Origin of the sequence: Vibrio vulnificus CMCP6 (assembly GCF_000039765.1) — a bacterium.
GTDB classification, from domain to species: domain Bacteria; phylum Pseudomonadota; class Gammaproteobacteria; order Enterobacterales; family Vibrionaceae; genus Vibrio; species Vibrio vulnificus_B.
Genome location: NC_004460.2, coordinates 1,288,153 through 1,305,403 on the forward strand (window position 1 = coordinate 1,288,153; position 17,251 = coordinate 1,305,403).

General features: G+C 47.7%; 15 protein-coding genes. 8 read left to right on the forward strand and 7 right to left on the reverse strand.

Features of this window, described 5'->3' with window-relative positions:
- Nucleotides 1-8 precede the first annotated feature (8 nt).
- From VV1_RS20685 to VV1_RS20695, 3 genes are read left to right on the forward strand one after another with little or no spacing between them, the layout of a single operon-like run.
- Entirely contained in the window at nucleotides 9-1,343 is a 1,335-nt protein-coding gene (locus VV1_RS20685; RefSeq protein WP_011082083.1) for a hypothetical protein, read from the forward strand.
- On the forward strand, nucleotides 1,344-2,447 hold the full coding sequence (locus VV1_RS20690) for a sensor histidine kinase (RefSeq protein WP_011082084.1): 1,104 nt from the start codon (nucleotides 1,344-1,346) through the stop codon (nucleotides 2,445-2,447). It begins immediately after the preceding gene.
- Nucleotides 2,444-3,214 (forward strand): LytR/AlgR family response regulator transcription factor, encoded by a 771-nt coding sequence (locus tag VV1_RS20695; protein WP_011082085.1) that lies wholly within the window; start codon nucleotides 2,444-2,446, stop codon nucleotides 3,212-3,214. Before VV1_RS20690 ends, VV1_RS20695 begins: the two co-directional genes overlap by 4 nt.
- Before the next feature lie 205 nt (nucleotides 3,215-3,419).
- On the opposite strand, the gene VV1_RS20700 is transcribed toward VV1_RS20695, so the two are convergent.
- Nucleotides 3,420-5,081, reverse strand: coding sequence for a methyl-accepting chemotaxis protein (locus VV1_RS20700; RefSeq protein ID WP_011082087.1), 1,662 nt, complete (start codon nucleotides 5,079-5,081; stop codon nucleotides 3,420-3,422).
- A gap of 213 nt (nucleotides 5,082-5,294) precedes the next feature.
- Nucleotides 5,295-6,086 (reverse strand): DUF4344 domain-containing metallopeptidase, encoded by a 792-nt coding sequence (locus tag VV1_RS20705; protein ID WP_011082088.1) that lies wholly within the window; start codon nucleotides 6,084-6,086, stop codon nucleotides 5,295-5,297.
- A gap of 622 nt (nucleotides 6,087-6,708) precedes the next feature.
- Here VV1_RS20705 and gltS (VV1_RS20710) point away from each other — a divergent pair.
- The 3 genes from gltS (VV1_RS20710) to VV1_RS20720 all read left to right on the forward strand — a co-directional run bounded on the left by gltS (VV1_RS20710) (nucleotide 6,709) and on the right by VV1_RS20720 (nucleotide 10,644).
- Nucleotides 6,709-7,935 (forward strand): sodium/glutamate symporter, encoded by a 1,227-nt coding sequence (gene gltS / locus VV1_RS20710; RefSeq protein ID WP_011082090.1) that lies wholly within the window; start codon nucleotides 6,709-6,711, stop codon nucleotides 7,933-7,935.
- Between the two features lie 460 nt (nucleotides 7,936-8,395).
- Complete coding sequence (gltS, locus tag VV1_RS20715; RefSeq protein WP_011082091.1) at nucleotides 8,396-9,622, forward strand: sodium/glutamate symporter; 1,227 nt, start codon at nucleotides 8,396-8,398, stop codon at nucleotides 9,620-9,622.
- Between the two features lie 155 nt (nucleotides 9,623-9,777).
- Nucleotides 9,778-10,644, forward strand: a complete 867-nt coding sequence (locus VV1_RS20720; RefSeq protein ID WP_011082092.1) for a hypothetical protein — start codon at nucleotides 9,778-9,780, stop codon at nucleotides 10,642-10,644.
- Between the two features lie 104 nt (nucleotides 10,645-10,748).
- Here VV1_RS20720 and nagB read toward each other — a convergent pair whose 3' ends face one another.
- On the reverse strand, nucleotides 10,749-11,549 hold the full coding sequence (gene nagB / locus VV1_RS20725; protein WP_011082093.1) for a glucosamine-6-phosphate deaminase: 801 nt from the start codon (nucleotides 11,547-11,549) through the stop codon (nucleotides 10,749-10,751).
- Between the two features lie 321 nt (nucleotides 11,550-11,870).
- Between nagB and VV1_RS20730 the strand changes: the two genes are divergently transcribed.
- On the forward strand, nucleotides 11,871-12,122 hold the full coding sequence (locus tag VV1_RS20730) for a DUF3081 domain-containing protein (RefSeq protein ID WP_015727340.1): 252 nt from the start codon (nucleotides 11,871-11,873) through the stop codon (nucleotides 12,120-12,122).
- A gap of 62 nt (nucleotides 12,123-12,184) precedes the next feature.
- Here the strand turns inward: VV1_RS20730 and VV1_RS20735 are convergent, their stop codons facing one another.
- From VV1_RS20735 to VV1_RS20745, 3 genes are read right to left on the reverse strand one after another with little or no spacing between them, the layout of a single operon-like run.
- Nucleotides 12,185-14,188, reverse strand: coding sequence for a flavohemoglobin expression-modulating QEGLA motif protein (locus VV1_RS20735; protein ID WP_011082095.1), 2,004 nt, complete (start codon nucleotides 14,186-14,188; stop codon nucleotides 12,185-12,187).
- On the reverse strand, nucleotides 14,169-15,209 hold the full coding sequence (gene gshB, locus VV1_RS20740; protein WP_011082096.1) for a glutathione synthase: 1,041 nt from the start codon (nucleotides 15,207-15,209) through the stop codon (nucleotides 14,169-14,171). The genes VV1_RS20735 and gshB overlap by 20 nt, the downstream gene beginning before the upstream one ends.
- The gene (locus tag VV1_RS20745) at nucleotides 15,209-15,568 is read right to left on the reverse strand and encodes a MaoP family protein (RefSeq protein WP_011082097.1); all 360 of its coding nucleotides are present in this window, start codon (nucleotides 15,566-15,568) and stop codon (nucleotides 15,209-15,211) included. The genes gshB and VV1_RS20745 overlap by 1 nt, the downstream gene beginning before the upstream one ends.
- A 149-nt stretch (nucleotides 15,569-15,717) precedes the next feature.
- Here VV1_RS20745 and VV1_RS20750 point away from each other — a divergent pair, with 149 nt between their 5' ends.
- Nucleotides 15,718-16,617: a LysR family transcriptional regulator gene (locus tag VV1_RS20750; protein ID WP_011082098.1), complete on the forward strand. Its 900-nt coding sequence runs from the start codon at nucleotides 15,718-15,720 to the stop codon at nucleotides 16,615-16,617.
- A 121-nt stretch (nucleotides 16,618-16,738) separates the two neighbouring features.
- Here VV1_RS20750 and VV1_RS20755 read toward each other — a convergent pair whose 3' ends face one another.
- A complete protein-coding gene (locus tag VV1_RS20755) occupies nucleotides 16,739-16,942 on the reverse strand; it encodes a hypothetical protein (RefSeq protein WP_011082099.1) in 204 nt (67 codons plus the stop codon).
- Between the last annotated feature and the right edge of the window lie 309 nt (nucleotides 16,943-17,251).

Sequence of the window (17,251 nt, forward strand, 5' to 3'; positions counted from 1 at the left end):
GCAAATCAATGGCGGTTTGTGTGCACCATCGACCAGCTCGTCTGTCGTCTGCTAAACGGGCAAGCAGCTTACTGCTTGGCACTTTGCCTTGGTGGACGATGGCTGGGGAATTGAGCAGTGAGTGGGATTGGGCGCTCAGTTACGAAGCGGCGCAATCTCGCCAATCCGTATTCACCACCACACAATATGCGCATCGCAGTGAACTCAACGCGATGTTGGATTTACAACTGGCGTATCACACTCAGCAGGGGCAATGGACCTCTTCGTTCGCCCTCTACAGTGATGGGCTTTATCTCAACAATGGCGAGCGATCGGTTTGGTGGGAGAGCCGTGATAGCCAGTGGGTGGTACGTGAGTTGGCTTGGTTAGGTGAATGGCAAGTCGGGGATTGGCTGCTGGATGTGAGCGTTGGCAAATTACGTTTGGATTGGGGGGTAGGCTATGGTTATCGCCCGCTGGATCTGTTTCGACCTTATCGACAAAATCCAGTGACCTTGGTGGCCGAAGAAGGCACTGGCGTCGTCTCGTTTTCTCACTATGACTTAGCGGGAGAGTGGACGCTGCTGTTCACCGATTCCAGTTGGAGTCAGATGGAGCAAAGCGCGCTGGATGAAGCCGCGCAGCAGCGAGGCGCAGGAATCCGGCGTTACTGGCTGGATGACGATCATGAATGGCAGTGGATCGCCTATTACGACGATGTACGCCAAGGGCTAATCGGCGGCAGTGTGAGGACGGTCTTCAACGAGGCGTTATCGCTGCATAGCTCAGCATTGTGGCAACATCAAAGCGTCGGCTATCAACTTCCGGATTCTCTGTTTGCCCCTGTGGCGGTAGAGGAGCAGGGAGAGGCATGGCAAGCGTTAGTCGGCGTGAACTGGGCCAGCGAAAGTGGTCACTCCTTGTTAGCGGAATATTGGTATGACAGCCGTGCGTGGTCAAAGCGCCAGTGGCAACAGGCGATGGATCGCGCGCGCCTGTTAACGCAGCAGCCCAATACCGAACCTCTGGCCGCCAGTTATGCACAAGGTTTTGAGCATGCGAATTTAGTTCAACACAACCTGATGCTGCATTGGAGTTGGGACAGCAACGCCTGGATGATGTGGCACGGTGTCTCCGCTCCGCAATGGTTAGCGGATGTTACGCCAACTCTCGATATCTTATTTTCGCCGGAAGATGGCGGTGTCATCCTAACTCAGTGGATTCGCTACCAATGGATTGATACTGGCCAGCAGAGTGTGGAATTGGAATTTGCCGCACGCTTTTTAACGGGGGATAGCCAATCAGCGTATGCGCAAATTGAGGATAAGCATATGATGGTCTTGAATCTAAAAGGGAGGTTTTAGATGTTTTTTTCTCGGGTAGCAAAAAATCGTGCCGCGCAGGAAGCGTTGTCATCCAATCACTTAGCGAGCAACGACGCGCAAGCCCTTGAGGGCGGATGGTTACGCTCGTTTGCCGTGACGTCTGTCTTCTGCTTGTTTGTGTCAGTGCTGACCTTATCTGTTTGGGGCGGCGCTTACTATATCCATTTGATCATTAGCTTTGGTTTCGGTTATTCGGCGTTGTTCTTCTCTTGGCTGATCGAAAAGCTCTTCCCTATGATGCCAAGAAACGCGGAAATCCTTCTCTCCCTAACGGCATGTTTGCTGTTTGGTATTCTCAACGCGCGTTTTTGGGTGGGGGATTACTTTGGCATCACTGATATGGTTCCGGTGGGGCTGATGGGACTGTTGTTTAGCGGGATGTGTTATTTCTATTTTCACTCCAAAGAGCAACAAATGTTGGCTGCTCACGAGTTAGAAGTGATGAAACGTGAGAAAGCCGAGCAAGAGCGCGCCCTGTTAATGAGTCAACTCAAACAACTGCAAAGCCAAATAGAGCCGCACTTTCTGTTTAATACTCTGGCCAACATCAGTGCGCTCATGAGCTGTGATGTGGAGAAAGCCCAGCAGATGCTGACGCGTTTAACCGATTTATTGCGCTCAACGCTGAAGAGTTCGCGTGAAGAGAGAACGTTACTCGCCAGTGAACTGGAGATTCTCGATGCCTATCTCGCGATTCAAAAAATTCGTTTGGGTGAGCGGTTGGAGTATCACATTCATTGCCCAGAGGCGCTGAAAGGGTGTGTGATTCCACCGATGTTGATCCAACCTTTGGTGGAAAATGCCATTACGCATGGGATTGAACCCAAAGTGCAAGGGGGCAAAGTTGAGGTCCGAGTAATGAAAAATGAACTCGGCCTTGAGCTGCGCGTCGTGGATACTGGGGTGGGCTTTGGGCAAGCCTCTCGCTCGGGATCGGGGGTAGGGCTTAACAACATTAAACAACGTTTGGCGACCTTGTTTGGTGAATTAGGCACGCTAACTCTATTGGAAGGTCGCCACGGTGGGGTTTGTGCTGTTATACAAATGCCGCCGCAACAAGAGAAACAGGAAGCGAAAGCGTGATGACTTCAATGACGGCGTTGATTGCCGATGATGAACCCCTACTGAGACACCACCTCAATCGGATGTTGGCGGATGTTTGGCCTGAGCTCGAGGTGGTGGCGTTGGTGGGGGATGGGCAGCAAGCCCTCACTTCGATTGAACAACTTCAGCCCGATATCGTGTTTTTGGATATCCGCATGCCAGAGCTTGATGGTATCGCTGTGGCAAAACAGCTCAATCGTGGTGAGTATCGTCCAACCATCGTTTTTGTGACCGCTTATGATGAATATGCGGTGAAAGCCTTTGAGCAACAAGCGATCGATTACTTAATGAAGCCACTGAGCGAAGCGCGTCTTATCGATACTTGCCAACGCATCAAAGCACGTCAACAGCCCACGGTATCGCCACCGGATGTGGGGGCGTTGTTGAGTCAACTTCAGGCGTTGTCTAAACCGGCGCAACCTCAATATCTACAGTGGATTCGCGCGGCATTAGGAGACGATATTCATCTTATCTCGGTGAATGATGTACTCTATTTTAAAGCGGAAGAAAAGTACGTCACCGTGCACACCCTTGCCAAAAAAGAGTTCCTGATTCGCATGTCGTTAAAGGAGCTTTTGGCCCAACTTGACCCCGAACGGTTTTGGCAAATACACCGAGCGTCGGTCGTTAATGTGGCAGCGATAGAGAAAGTGCAGAAGGATTTTACGGGGCGAATGTCGGTGACGGTCGGGGAGCAAAAGCTGCCAGTCAGCCGCGGCTCTCAGCATCTGTTCAAAGGCATGTAGCGGAAAATGTCTTGCCAAGAGGGCGGCGAGATAACGGCGAGAGATCGAAGGCGTCAGCGCTTTATCGCAGCGTAAGCGATGGGGAAAACGGCTACCTGCAGAGGGCCAGCAAGACGAAATGTTTACAGTGTAAATTGCGTAAACAAAAGAGAAGGGCAGCGTCGCTGCCCTTGTCGTTGCTGTTTTGTTGCGTTTGCAACGGATGTTAGACGGTGAAGCGTCCGACGAGATCAGAAAGTTGGTGCGCTTTCTTATTCAAGCTTTGGCTACCCATGCGGTTTTGGTTAGCTAAGTCCGCTGATTGGCTACTTTGATCTGAAATCACCACGATTCGTTCTGAAATTTCCTGACCAACAATACTTTGCTCCTCGGTTGCGGTTGCAATCAAAGAGTTCATATCCATGATGGTGCCAATCGAGTCGATGATTTTCAGCAAAGCAGCGGCGGCGGCATTGGCTTCTTCTACCGTGCTTTCACCACGGGCTTGGCTGGCATCCATCGCTTTCACTGCAGCATCCGATGCGGCTTTCAACTGGTTGATCATCTGATGAATTTCACCCGTACTGTCTTGTGTGCGGCTGGCGAGTTTGCGAACTTCGTCTGCCACCACCGCAAAACCGCGGCCTTGTTCGCCAGCGCGAGCAGCTTCAATGGCGGCGTTCAATGCCAGCAAATTGGTTTGCTCTGCGATGTCTTGAATCACTTCCAAAGAAGAGGAAATGTTTTTCACATCACCCTCGAGGCGAGAAATGACGTCATTGGCTTTCGAGACTTCACCAGCGAGCTCACGTACTGACGAAGCTGCCGAGTTGACGATGGTTTGCGCTTCATGGGCATTTTCTTCCGCGTAGCGCGCTGCTTGCGCCGCTTGGCTGGCGTTGCTGGAAATTTCGGTGGCGGTGGTGGTCATTTCTGTCATGGCGGTGGCCACTTGTTCGGTTTCCCCACGTTGACCTGCGGCGAGGTTGTCCACTTCGGTTGCGCGGCGAGACATATTGTCCGTTTCGCTGACCACGTCCTTGCCAACTTCCGTGACACTGCGAATGATGTTTTGCAGGCTACCGACAAACTGATTGAAGTTGCGGCTCAATTGCTTGAACTCTGGCACGCTGAAATCTTCCATGCGCGCGGTTAAATCAGCATCGCCACTGGCAAAGGAGCGTATTGATTCATCAAACATTTCCAGCGGTCGCATAATGCTGCGGTTAACGAAGACGGCAAACACACCTACGATGAGCGCAATAATGATGGCAAAAAACGCGATAGCGGAAAGGGTGGTTTGCAACGCATCGTGAGCGGTGCTCTCCATCTCCATCACGATAGCGTCAATGTCATCGGTGTAAAAACCAGTACCGATCATCAGATCCCACTCCGAGATAAAAATGGAGTAACTCAACTTTGGTAGGGGGGTGGTTTGGCCCGGTTTTGGGAAGTAGTAAGTGGTGAAATCACCAGTGCGGGCATTCTTCAACAAATCTTTGATCAGATAGTTGCCCTTTTGGTCTTGGAGATTGATAAAGTTTTCACCAATGCCTTTATCACTTTTACCGACAACAATGCGTGTCCCTTTTGAGTCATAGGCAAACACATAGCCAGAGTCACCATATTCGAGCTCGCGCAACACTGGCAGCGCTTCTTCCAGTGTCGCTCTGCGGTTCAGCAGTGGCTGCACGGCGGATTTCGCCATTTGAATGTAGTTTTTCAACTCCTCTTGCTTCATCCGCATCATGTTGTCGCGAGTGATTTCAACTTGTTGCTCATTAAATGCGGTGGTTTTCAGATAGGTAAACCACATCATTCCCAGAGCAATGGTTAGAACAGGCACGATTGAAAGAATATACAATCTTTTTCTTATGGTTAAATTCATAACAACTTTCCTTGCGTCACAGCAGCATTGTTAAGCCGAATAGCGTAGTAAATGGTTCTTGTAATAATGCTTTAAGCTTAGCCAATCCTTCGCCAAGGTAATGTGAAATTGGAGGGTTTTATGAAATAAAAATGATGAGATTGTTATTATTTTGTTTCTCATCATTTTTTGACACTATGAATGGTGCATCCGATTGATTATGGTTAGTTAGGTTTATTCAGGCGCGCTAGTGAGATAGCGATGCCAGTTGTCACTGAGGGTTTGATAGTTCGCTTGGCAAAACTCAGTGCGCTCTTGGCGGTACTCTTTTTCTATTTCATCAAGTAGGTTGGGATGCCGCTCAGGATTGCTGCCATAGACCAAACAGAGCGTGGCAAAGTAGCGCTGCAAATCAAAGCTGTGTTCATCAATGTACTCATCCAAATCGTAGTACTCAGGTTTGTCTTCTGACTCAAAAGCAAACATGTCTGCTGCGCTGATGGCAATCTCATCGCCATTTTCGACGTAATCGATCAGCAATAAGGTGGCAAAATTGTCCACGGCATCTTCTTCTTTACCCAAAATAGCGATGTTCTGATCGGCAATGTAGGCGTGGCCAGCTTCATGAAGTAGGGTATGCAGCATGGTGTTGATCGCACCGCTTTCCGCGCTTTTCCCATAGGTTTTTTGATACTCATTTTTACGGAAATAATCGAGTGACTCGGTGTAAAACGAAAAAGGAATGTGCACGATGTGCGTTTCGGGATCATACAGTGGGCCTTGATCGCCACCATAGCTGACGGTTAAGGTCTTTTTGAACGGAAAGAGCGAATGAGAAAGATCGAGCAGGGTTGTGTTGATTTGATAAGACTCGAGTGTATCGATAATCGTCTGCTCTTGTTTGGTAACCTGCTTGGGGTAGAGGATTTGAATGGATTCGGCAAGTGCCCCAGCGCTAAAACAAGACGCCAGTAATAGACTGAGTGGCCAGCGTGTTTTCTGGCAAGAGGGTTGTGGATGTTTCATGATTTTTCCTTTCAACTGAGGCTGAATGTGTGTTTCATGTTTATGCTAAATGGTTATGTTTAATCAGTGAATTCTGGTGATATACAGTCTGATTGTTGGAAACTTTGACCAAGATCGGACATTTTCGTCGATTTATGTTATAGTCCGCTTCCATTTTGGCCACTGTTGTAGAGTAAAGCTCAACAATCCGCCCTTTGCCAGTTTAGGTGCTCGCTCCGAGTTGTCGGCAGTTTGTCGATAGAGGAAACGGTCAGGAACGAAAAAAGCGCGGCAAACAGAGGCAAAATGGAAGAGGATTTTGAATGCCAGTTATGGCGTCGAGGCATCTGTATACCGTAACGGAATGTTTGTCGTACAGATTGGCCACTCATCGATTAGGGAGCTAGAAATAGCTCCTTTTGTATTTTGGAAGCTTGCAAAGGGTGTTTGAGACATCACCCAATGATCGCCTTCCATCCCTTGAGCCTAACCAGATGGCTTGTACTCGCTGCCTATACCCCGTTTAGATTGGTGTTTCACCTTATTTGGCAGCGCATTAGACGATGCAGTAACTGACGTTCAAAAGCAAAATACTAACACTCTGATATTAAGGAAGATAAAGAGTCTGAGATGAAGAGGTTGTATGAATCATTTAATCACAGTCGGTGCACTGGAATCTTTTTTAGTGGCGATTAGCGTGCTGTTTTTAGGGCATTTTATTAATGCCAAACTCCCCATCCTAAGAAAATTCAATATTCCCGAACCCATTGTTGGTGGTTTGATTGTCGCCTGTATCATTACGATTTTGCATTTCCGTGGCATCGATTTGGAATTCAACTTGCCCTTGCAAAATACCTTTATGCTGATGTTTTTCTCGACGGTGGGTTTGGCGGCAAACTACACTCAATTGCTCAAAGGTGGCGCCAAAGTGTTCCTGTTTTTGGCGGTGGCGTCGGTGTACATCGTGATTCAAAATGGCGTTGGTGTTTCGCTGGCGAGTATGCTGGGCTTGGATCCGTTAATGGGCCTTATCGCGGGCTCCATTACGCTTTCCGGGGGTCATGGAACTGGCGCGGCATGGTCGCAAACGTTCGCAGATAACTATGGTATGTCCAACACGCTTGAAATCGCGATGGCCTCTGCGACGTTCGGTTTGATTATCGGCGGCCTGATTGGTAGCCCAGTGGCGCAGCGTTTGGTCGACAAGCACAACGTCGAGTCCGAGTATGGCCGAGGTTCAAAAACCCACGAAAAATTCCCTGAACTGGTGACTTACAACGAATACGAAGAGGATAAGGTGACGGCAAAGAAAGTGATTGAGAAGCTGTTCTTCCTGATCATTTGTGTGACCGGCGCCAAGTACGTTGAACAGTGGGTCAGCACCTATGAAATCAAATGGTTGATGATTCCAGACTTTGTCTATGCGCTGTTTATCGGTGTCATCATCACCAACTTCCTTGAAGTGACGAAAATCCGTAAGTTAGACGCTGAAACCGTCGATATGCTCGGTACGGTGTCGTTGTCGCTGTTTTTGGCGATGGCGCTAATGAGTTTGAAGCTGTGGAACATCTTCGATCTGGCGATTCCATTCTTGGTGATCTTAGCGGTGCAATCGGTGGTGTTGGCGCTGTTTACTTACTATGTGACGTTTAAAGTGATGGGCAGCAACTATGACGCGGCAGTCATTGCTGGTGGCCATTGTGGTTTTGGCCTAGGTGCGACGCCAACTGCAGTGATGAACATGGGGTCAATCGTGAATCGTTTTGGCCCTTCGCCTCAGGCCTTTATGGTGGTGCCGATAGTGGGGGCGTTTTTTATCGATATCGTCAACTTAATTGTCTTACAGGGCTTTATCTCCTTTATGGGGTAAGTCGTGTGTCAATGTTCGATATTGTTCACCAACAAGGGAGCCAAATGGCTCCCTTAGTTTTTGATACTGTTTGACCTCTCTTGCCTTGACGATAATGGCCATGGGCGAGTCTTGCTCACCATATTCACTCAATAGAAATTTATATTTCTCACATGGTGAGATAATAAGTCAGTAATCTGTCACTTATTCTTATTAATTGAGAATTTAAAGGGAATGGTTCAGTGACATTTGATTTCATCGCGGCACACTGGCTCCTCATTGAAAAACGCACGTAGTTTCGTTCACTACCACTCGGGATAGCCTAATACTCTCTCAACCCTCTTGCTGCGTGTATCGTGGTACCACAGTGCGCTGTGCCTTAATAAGCAGGGCTTTGAGAGAAAAACGCCAATTTGCAGCAGCCGTTCTGCACTCGAGTTGCGGTGAGCGACGTTACTCATGCCACAACAATAGAGGTTTTATGAACAGTGTTGTATCTGTTGGTCCGCAGGAGTCCTTTCTCATCGCCGTTGGCGTGCTATTTTTGGGTCACTTTATTAATGGCCAAATTCCGATCCTCAAACGTTTTAATATCCCAGAGCCGATTGTCGGCGGCTTAGTGGTGGCCTTGGTGATCACCCTTGCCCACTTTAATGGCATCACTTTTGACTTTGACTTACCGTTGCAAAAAACGTTTATGTTGATGTTTTTTGCTACGGTGGGTTTGGCTGCCAACTACAAACAATTGCTCAAAGGTGGCGTGAAGGTCCTGCTGTTTTTACTGATTGCGTCGATATACATCGTGGTGCAAAACGGCATTGGCGTCTCGCTGGCGAGTATGCTTGGTCTTGACCCCTTACTTGGGCTGATTGCTGGCTCCATCACGCTCTCTGGCGGTCATGGAACCGGAGCAGCATGGTCGCATACCTTTACGCAAAACTATGGGTTAGAGAATGCCTTAGAAATCGCGATGGCCTCTGCCACGTTTGGTTTAGTGATGGGCGGGATCTTGGGCAGCCCAGTGGCGCAGCGTCTGGTGGACAAACACCAATTGGAATCTGAATACGGTCGAGAATTGCAAGCCCACCAACGTTTTGCTGATTTGGTCACTTACAATGAAAATGAAGAAGACAAAGTCACGGCTAAGAAGGTGATTGAAAGCTTGGCGCTGATGTTTCTGTGTGTGATTGGCGCGCGCTACCTCTCTCAATGGGTCAATCAATTAGACATTGCTTGGTTGATGATCCCCGATTTTGTTTACGCGCTGCTGCTGGGAGTGTTTGTAACTAACTTCCTTGAACTCACCAAAGTGAGAAAGTTGGATTTAGAAACGGTGGATATGCTCGGCACCGTTTCGCTCTCACTGTTTTTGGCCATGGCATTGATGAGCTTAAAACTGTGGAATATTTTTGATTTGGCGCTGCCATTTCTGTTTATTTTGTCTATTCAATCGTTGGTGATGGTGCTGTTTAGCTACTTCGTGACGTTTAAAGTGATGGGACGAAACTACGACAGTGCGGTGATCGCCAGCGGTCATTGTGGTTTTGGTTTGGGCGCGACCCCCACCGCTGTGATGAACATGGGGTCGATTGTGAATCGCTTTGGCCCTTCTCCGCAGGCGTTTTTAGTGGTGCCTATTGTCGGCGCGTTTTTTATCGATTTAGTCAATATGCTGATATTACAAGGCTTTATCGCTTTTCTTGGGTAATTGACTTTTCACTCAAATACATGGGATTGCGGTGGAGGTCGCACTGCGATTTATCTCTGCCGAAACAAAAGGTTAGTCACTGCCTTTGTTGATATTTTCAGCTAGAATAATGGTTCTTGTGTACGGTAAATAACCACGAATGAAAGGAGGCAGCCATGACGGACAAAATCTCAACGACGGCATTGGCAAAAATGCGCAACATTGAAGCCTCTCAACTGTTTACCGATTTGAGCCGTGCTGGTTACATCAGCCGAGTGGGCGATAAATGGATTCTCACCGAATTGGGCGCGCGGTTTGGCGGCGAATATGTTGACCATACGAAATTTGGCCAGTTCATTGTCTGGCCTGTGAACTTGCATGTTGAGTTGACCTCTACTCAAGGCAAGTTATTGAGTGCGACGCAAATCGGCGAGCTGCTTGGGCTTAATGCCAAAAAGATGAACCAGTTGCTCAGTGAAATGGGCTGGATGGCCAAAACTGAGCGTGGTTGGGAAGTGACCGAATCGGGCATTCGTGCTGGTGGTAAACAAAAAGGTGATGGTGAGGAGAAGCCATACTATTTGTTGTGGCATGATTCGATTACACGCAACAAACGCCTCAAGCAATCGGTGGTGGAGTTCTTGGGGCAAGACGCGGAAGTGCATGCGACGGATAAGTCATTTTCCAGTTTCCGACAGAAATTTGAGGCGAAACACCGCACCTTAGATGGCCACTATGTGCGCTCTAAAGGAGAGTTGTTGATCGACAATTGGCTGTATTTAGCTGGTGTTGCTCATGCTTACGGGCGGCAGTTACCGATTGAAGAAGAGATCATCAGTGATTTTTATTTGCCTGCTGGCAAAGTCTATTTGCAGTTCTGGGGTAGCGATAACGGTGGAACACCAGAGGCGAATAAAGCCAAGATTCGCGCGGTGTATCAAGCGCATCATTTCCATCTGATTGAAGTTGAGCAAGACGAGCTGGAAAGCCTGGATGAGGTGTTGCCGCAGCGTTTAAGGCCATTTGGCATCAAAGCGTATTAGTGGCTCAGCTCCATCAGCGGCGTACGTGTTTCACTCTGTATCCAATGAAAAAATCCCGCAAAATTTGCGGGATTTTGTTTTTCTGGTGTTCGCTCAGAGCGAGATTAGAAGCCGACGATGTTCTTAGCTTCTAGCTCAGTGAAGTATTTTACTGTCTTCACTTTTAGCTCTTGAGTTGATGGCTCATCACATACGATCACTGACTTAGGATGTAGTTGAAGAGCAGAAACAGTCCATAGGTGGTTTACGCTGCCTTCTACCGCTGCTTCTAGCGCGAGTGCTTTGTTATGGCCTGTTACTAGGATCATAATTTCTTGAGAATCAAGCAACGTACCCACGCCGATCGTCAAGGCGTATTTTGGTACTTGGTTGATGTCGCCATCGAAGAAACGAGAGTTAGCAATACGCGTGTCTTCCGTTAGTGTCTTGATGCGAGTGCGAGACGATAGAGAAGACGCTGGCTCGTTAAATGCGATGTGACCATCGTTGCCCACGCCACCCATGAATAGGTTGATACGGCCGTAAGATTTGATTTTGTCTTCGTAACGCTGACATTCTGCTTCGTGATCTTCCGCATTGCCGTTTAGCAGGTTGATGTTCTCTTCCTGGATGTCAATGTGGTTGAAGAAGTTGTTGTACATGAATGAACGGTAAGATTCTGGGTGATCGGCGGAAATGCCAACGTACTCATCCATATTAAAAGTCACAACGTGCTTAAAGCTCACTTTGCCTTCTTGGTAAAGTTCAATCAGTGCTTTGTATGTCGCAAGAGGAGTGCCACCCGTAGGTAGACCCAATACGAAAGGACGCTCAGCTGTTGGTTGGAAATCATTGATACGCTTAGCAATATGTGCCGCTGCCCACTTACCAACTTGTGCTGCGGTTTTTAACGGGATAAGTCTCATTTTTCGCCCCTAGATATTAGAAATTTTGGATGTACCGAAACATTATTTTGCATTATAAAATAAGTTTTGTGTGGCTGCCATTGTTTTAGGTCAAAATTTCACATATTTCACCTAACTGTCACCATTGTGGCTGATGACACACGTTTGCGCTGGGTGTTTTTCTTGGATTGAGCGTCGATGAATGAGTTAAATCTGTTCTAATCAGTTGATAAATTTATCTTCTAAATTAAGTAGTAATTTGAAGGGGCTCAACTTTACGCATTGGCGAAATAACCACCACCTGCCCATACTCATAGTGTGTTCTTCTGCAGGAGCCAGATCATGAAAAACGAGTTAGATTCCACCAAAATTCTGCACGCGTATGAAACCATTATGGAACGAGGCACCCCAACCGAATTTGGCAAAATTTACGAAGGGGTCGAAGCGTTTTCAGATTATGATGGCTACAGCGTGTACATGCGAGGCAATGGGGTTGAGTTAAAAGTCGGTTTTCACAACACCTACCACCTAGATTATGAGCAAGAGCACTTGCGCGATAGCTTCTTGAAAAAAGTGGCACTGCTCGCCAAATAAAGCGTGCCCCACCAGTTAAGGCTAATTACCTCTATTTTGATGCACTTGTTTCGGCAAGTGCGTCAGTGTTTTAGAGATCGAATCAAATAAGCGAGTGTCGGCTCAATGTCACCTTGATGTTGAGGGATGCGATGACGTGGTTGAGTTAGCCATCCACGTTCAACCAATTCGTCAATCAGATCTAAGTAACGATGGCTGCATTTTCCAATCATGAGGTTGTCTAGGCTGCGCTGTTTGCTGAGATCCAGCATGGCTAAGAAGCCTTTGAGATACACATAGTCTTTTGTGAAGCCACCACCGCGGTAAACGCGAGTTGTGATGATGAAGGCATCGTCCCTTTCTAGCTGGAGCTCATCAGTTAAAAAACAAAAAGTCTGGTAGAAGTTGTGCTCTTTGAGTAAGGAATCCACCGCCAGCACTCGAACGGCTAAGGCTTGTAAGCGAGCATGGGACAGGTATCCAGAGTGGTACTCCGCCATGATCGCCAAACCTTCCTGTGTCAAGGTGTCGCCTGGTAGACCGAGTCGAAACACTTGCAATGGCTGCATTTTGGCATTGAAGGTGGTGGCCATATGCACACCAAGTTCATGTTGGATCAGGCGTCTCAGTTCCGTATCGTGAAAAGTGACCTTGCCATTTAAAAGGAGCGTCGGGGGATTTGAACTGACCATGGCGCGTGCCGCCAAGGAAGAGGACAAACTCACTTTACAAGGCATCTCCCACCCTTTTGTGGCCTGTTGCATCTGCGTTTGTGCTTGCTGTGCAGTAAAAAGTGCCCCGTGTTCTTCATCGAGTGTCTGCGCGTAGAGAAGAAACTGAGCGTTGCTGATATCGACGCCGTCGGGACGACCGTAATGACGTAACGAGTTATAGAGAAATGCCTCTTGCCCCACGCTGGTTAGCAGGTCAATTTTCTCACTCAAATTATTCACCATATCGCTGTAGAGCTGGCGCATATCAGGATCGGCGATGGTTTCGATCGGAAAACGATAAAGCTGATGTTTGAACTCGTTGGCATGGATAGGCAGCTGGCGATAGCGATAGTCTGGAGTATAGCGATTGGGGGCCGCTTCAAAGCGTTTTCGTTCGGCGGTTAAATTGGTTGGGTTAACGTATTTAAGCGTTTCAACCTTATTGGCCAGTTTGTAGAGCGCTTTATCCACGGCCAGTACCGCAGGCTCGATCGATGAGCTCAGCATATCGGCTTTGCTGACCGAGCGGCGGCGATTGAATTTGCGTTGAAAAAAGGCACTGGTTTGGCTAAAGGCTTCTTTCAAACCGGATTGCAACGCCTCGAGGACCAAAGGAAACAGCGTGCCGCTCTCCTCTTCCATAAAAACTTTCTTCACCTCGGTAGGCAGTACTAAGGTGCGATCAAAGTGTGCGTTCGTGTGGGCAATTAAGTAGCCTCGGCCTTCAAATACGGCGTTGACTTGCGCTGTGGCGGCGAGGTTAGGTAGCGCAATGCTTTGCAATTCTGCGCAAAAACGTTTCACCACCGATTGCCAGCGTTCTATATCAATTTGTGCGGTGCCGATGTTGAATACTGGCGCGTCTGCTTGTTGCCGCTTGTAGTTGTAAGAGTGAACATCAAACACCAGTACCATACCGTGCAGCGATTCGAGTTTGGCGATCAATGCTTCATAAAGTTGATAAAAAGCCGCGTGTTTTTGATGACTTCGGTTGCGCTGCTGATTGCTGAGAGGTTTCTTCCACACCTGCACATCCCAAGCCGATTTGTAGTATGTGCTTAGCGTCATGGCTCGATTGAGATCGTACTCAAAACGCGAATCAAGGCCGATCAGCACAATCGGTTGTGACATGATCATGTCATCGGTGTAGGGATCTTCTTCGAATAAGCGTTCACTGTCGCTAAGTAAGCACTGGTTGGTCAAATCGCTTCTTAACCGATGTCCGGCGTGAATGGCGGTACATACCACAGGTAGGTATTCATCGATTTTGATGAAGCAGCCTCCCTCCACCAACTCGCCTGAAAATGGCTGCCCTCGTTTGATCATCGAGAGCATCTCTTCTAATGCGTATTGGTTATGGGTCGATGTGAGCATTTTGTACCGCCGTGCGGAAAGCGCTCTTACGCTGCTGGAGGAGTTCTTTGGAATTGACGATGTTTTCAACAAAATCTATCACCTGGCGCTGCAAGCGTACTCGGTTGAGTTTGTTGATTCGGGTAATACCGCCTGGGCTCAGTACATTCACCTCAACCAGCTTATTGCCGATCACATCAAGACCAGTGAAATAGAGGCCATCTCGCACTAATTTGGGGCCAATAGCTGCGCACAAGCGTCGCTCTTCTTTGGTGAGAGTGTGCTTAATGACTGACCCTCCTGCGTGCACGTTTGAACGAAACTCGCCCTTGGCCGGAATCCGCGCCATTGCACCAATAGGCTCACCATTGAGCATCAAAATGCGTTTGTCGCCTTCCTCGGCACCTTCAATGTAATCTTGCAAAATCACATAGTTACTTTGTTCGCCTTCCCCAATATAGAAATCGAGGAGTGAACGGAAGTTCTGTTGTGCATTTTTCTCAATCACAATCACACCATGCCCACCAAAGCCATTGAGCGGTTTGAGGATCATCTTCTCGCTCTGGGACTCTTCCAAAACGCGTTGCAGATACTCTCGATTTTTTGAGACATGGGTAGAAGGGAGAAACTCGCTGGCTGTGCCGCCCATACTGGCGGTGTAGAGCTTGTTATTAGCGATACGTAGGCCTTCAAGGTCGTTGATGATCAGCGTATCGTCTTTGATGGAATCGAGGAAATTCAGGGCAAGATTGTCTAAAGGAGGATTCGCCCGCATGAAAATAACGTCAAAACCCGCCATAGGGAGGCAGGCTTTTTGAAATTCGGCCTGACGATAAAAAGTCGGTACCTTGTCTGAAATTCGCAGTCCTTTTTTCAGGACCTGACAGAAACCAAATACGTTACTGTCTCTAATGGTCAATCCGCTCGTTGTTGTAATGGCAACCGTGTGGCCTCTTAATGCGCACTCATGAATGAGGCGTAAGGTGGTGTCCGTTTCAGGACAAACACGATCCCATGGATACATCAAAAAGCAGATATGCATTAATCGTCCTCAGTTAGGCTTGCGTCTTCCTCAACGTAGTCATCGTTTGCGTCTGGTTTATTGCGTCCGTTAAGAGTATGGAAGCGCTTGCGACCACGTGCAAGGCGGATGTATTTCAACCAAGTACGTTCCACTTTGTTTTGTGCCGCTTCTGGTGTTTCTAGCGTCAGCAAAAAGTGTTTTTCATCTTCATTTTCTGGAGTCAATTGACCGGTCTCTAGACCGACCAAGGTGTCTCCATAAATCATTAGGATTTCCTCTTCTGCAAGAGTAAAATCACCTGACTTTGCAAATCCGCGTGGAAATTTTGCGTTATCGAAAAATCGTTTTTTGCCATGACGAATAGTCGTGTCAGACATATCAAACAGCCTCTGTAACCGTGATAGATGAATAATGATGATTTACGGCGAAAGTTAGGCGCAAAGTTAGCAAAAGAAAAACAAAAGTTTTCTATCGATATGATAGGTATTTGTTGTTAATCTGGTGGCGATAAACCAGGAGATGTCTAATGGACGTAAAGGTCTTTCGTACTTTTTTAGAATTGGCTAATGTTCGTCATTTTGGACGTGCAGCTGAGAATTTATACATTACCCAAGCCGCGGTCAGCGCGCGCATCAAACAGCTAGAAAGCTACTTCGATGTTGAGCTTTTTATTCGTGATCGCAACAACATCAAACTCACATCGGCAGGTGAGCGTTTAGTGGGTTACGCAGAAGTGATGGTGTCCACATTGCAGCAGGCGAAACTTGAACTTTCGATGCAAGATGGCCGTGCCTTGCAACTGACGTTGGGCGGAACGCCAAATGTGTGGGATGCCTATCTGCAAAACTGTTTAAGCGTGGTGACTGATTCGTTCAGTGGCTACGGTTTTAATGCGGAAGTGATGGGGCGAGAACTGCTGACACGTGGCCTGCAAGAGCGCACGTTAGACATGGCATTCGCGTTTGATCAAATCAAAGCAGATGAGTTTTCTTGCAAGAAAGTGGCCGATTTGGTGTTGGTGATGGTGTCCACTGAAGCTGCAAGCAAAGACAGCGTCTTTGAGGGTAAATACGTCTACATTGATTGGGGAACCAAGTTTGCTTCTGAGCATGCTGAGCGTCACCAGAAACACCTAGCGCCCTATCTCAGAACGTCGACTGCGCGTATTGCACTCGATTTCATTTTAGAAAAAGGTGGAAGTGCTTACTTACCAGCTTCGATAGCCCAGCCGTACCTTTCTTCGGGGCAGTTGCATCGAGTAGAAGGGGTCGATGAATGGAATCGTCCTATTTATTTAAGCTACCGCAAAGCCAGCACCTCGATTGATGCCATTCGTCAGGTGGAAGAATTGGTTAAGATGATTGACCCGCTGGCCAGCTACCAAGTGCAACAGGCGATCGATTTGTCGTTAACTCAAAACGGTTAAGCCGCAGATTTTCGCGTTGAAATACTCTAAAGCCTCGTCAAAAAACGAGGCTTTTTTGTTGCTTTTCAATGCCCTTTTCTAAGCTCGATCTACTCTGTTAAACAAAGTGATTAGCAAGGCGTTAAAGGTTCATGAGATTTTCGAGCGAGTCTTCAATGTTGGCGCAATGGTAGGTGTGAATCGCGTTGCCATCGCGGGCGTTGATTTGAATCGTGGAAATTCCATTGTCTCCTTGAGATTCGATAATGCCGAGAGAGTCCTCTACTGAGTTGCTGGTAATCACTTCTTGATTGCGCAGCACGATAATACAGGAGTGCAGATCCATAGCCTCTTCCTTATTCGTTATGTCTGACGTTGTTGACCACTGGTGAGGGTGGCTACTTTTTAAATTAGTTTAAATTGTGAGAATTGCCAAAAATTATACACAACGCAATATTGCAATCCGATGCAGAGGCTGGGTTGAGGCTGGAAATTGGGATTGAGTTCCGAAAATGGCGAGTTATTATCGAGGTTATTGTTACAATTTCACTCATATCTCCCATCGTTTTGGCTTTGCCAATCCGTTGGTTACCAAACACACAGCGAGCGATTGCCAGTGTGAGGCATGGGGATACGCTAACGCTTGATAGAGCGA

What these genes read in the sequence shown, in the direction of transcription:
- gltS (WP_011082091.1), top strand. Translation starts at nt 8,396, where the DNA reads ATGAACAGTGTTGTATCTGTTGGTCCGCAGGAGTCCTTTCTCATCGCC.
- VV1_RS20735 (WP_011082095.1), bottom strand. Translation starts at nt 14,188, where the DNA reads ATGCTCACATCGACCCATAACCAATACGCATTAGAAGAGATGCTCTCG.
- VV1_RS20700 (WP_011082087.1), bottom strand. Translation starts at nt 5,081, where the DNA reads ATGAATTTAACCATAAGAAAAAGATTGTATATTCTTTCAATCGTGCCT.
- VV1_RS20730 (WP_015727340.1), top strand. Translation starts at nt 11,871, where the DNA reads ATGAAAAACGAGTTAGATTCCACCAAAATTCTGCACGCGTATGAAACC.
- VV1_RS20685 (WP_011082083.1), top strand. Translation starts at nt 9, where the DNA reads ATGGCGGTTTGTGTGCACCATCGACCAGCTCGTCTGTCGTCTGCTAAA.
- gltS (WP_011082090.1), top strand. Translation starts at nt 6,709, where the DNA reads ATGAATCATTTAATCACAGTCGGTGCACTGGAATCTTTTTTAGTGGCG.
- VV1_RS20690 (WP_011082084.1), top strand. Translation starts at nt 1,344, where the DNA reads ATGTTTTTTTCTCGGGTAGCAAAAAATCGTGCCGCGCAGGAAGCGTTG.
- VV1_RS20720 (WP_011082092.1), top strand. Translation starts at nt 9,778, where the DNA reads ATGACGGACAAAATCTCAACGACGGCATTGGCAAAAATGCGCAACATT.
- VV1_RS20705 (WP_011082088.1), bottom strand. Translation starts at nt 6,086, where the DNA reads ATGAAACATCCACAACCCTCTTGCCAGAAAACACGCTGGCCACTCAGT.
- VV1_RS20755 (WP_011082099.1), bottom strand. Translation starts at nt 16,942, where the DNA reads ATGGATCTGCACTCCTGTATTATCGTGCTGCGCAATCAAGAAGTGATT.
- nagB (WP_011082093.1), bottom strand. Translation starts at nt 11,549, where the DNA reads ATGAGACTTATCCCGTTAAAAACCGCAGCACAAGTTGGTAAGTGGGCA.
- VV1_RS20750 (WP_011082098.1), top strand. Translation starts at nt 15,718, where the DNA reads ATGGACGTAAAGGTCTTTCGTACTTTTTTAGAATTGGCTAATGTTCGT.
- gshB (WP_011082096.1), bottom strand. Translation starts at nt 15,209, where the DNA reads ATGCATATCTGCTTTTTGATGTATCCATGGGATCGTGTTTGTCCTGAA.
- VV1_RS20745 (WP_011082097.1), bottom strand. Translation starts at nt 15,568, where the DNA reads ATGTCTGACACGACTATTCGTCATGGCAAAAAACGATTTTTCGATAAC.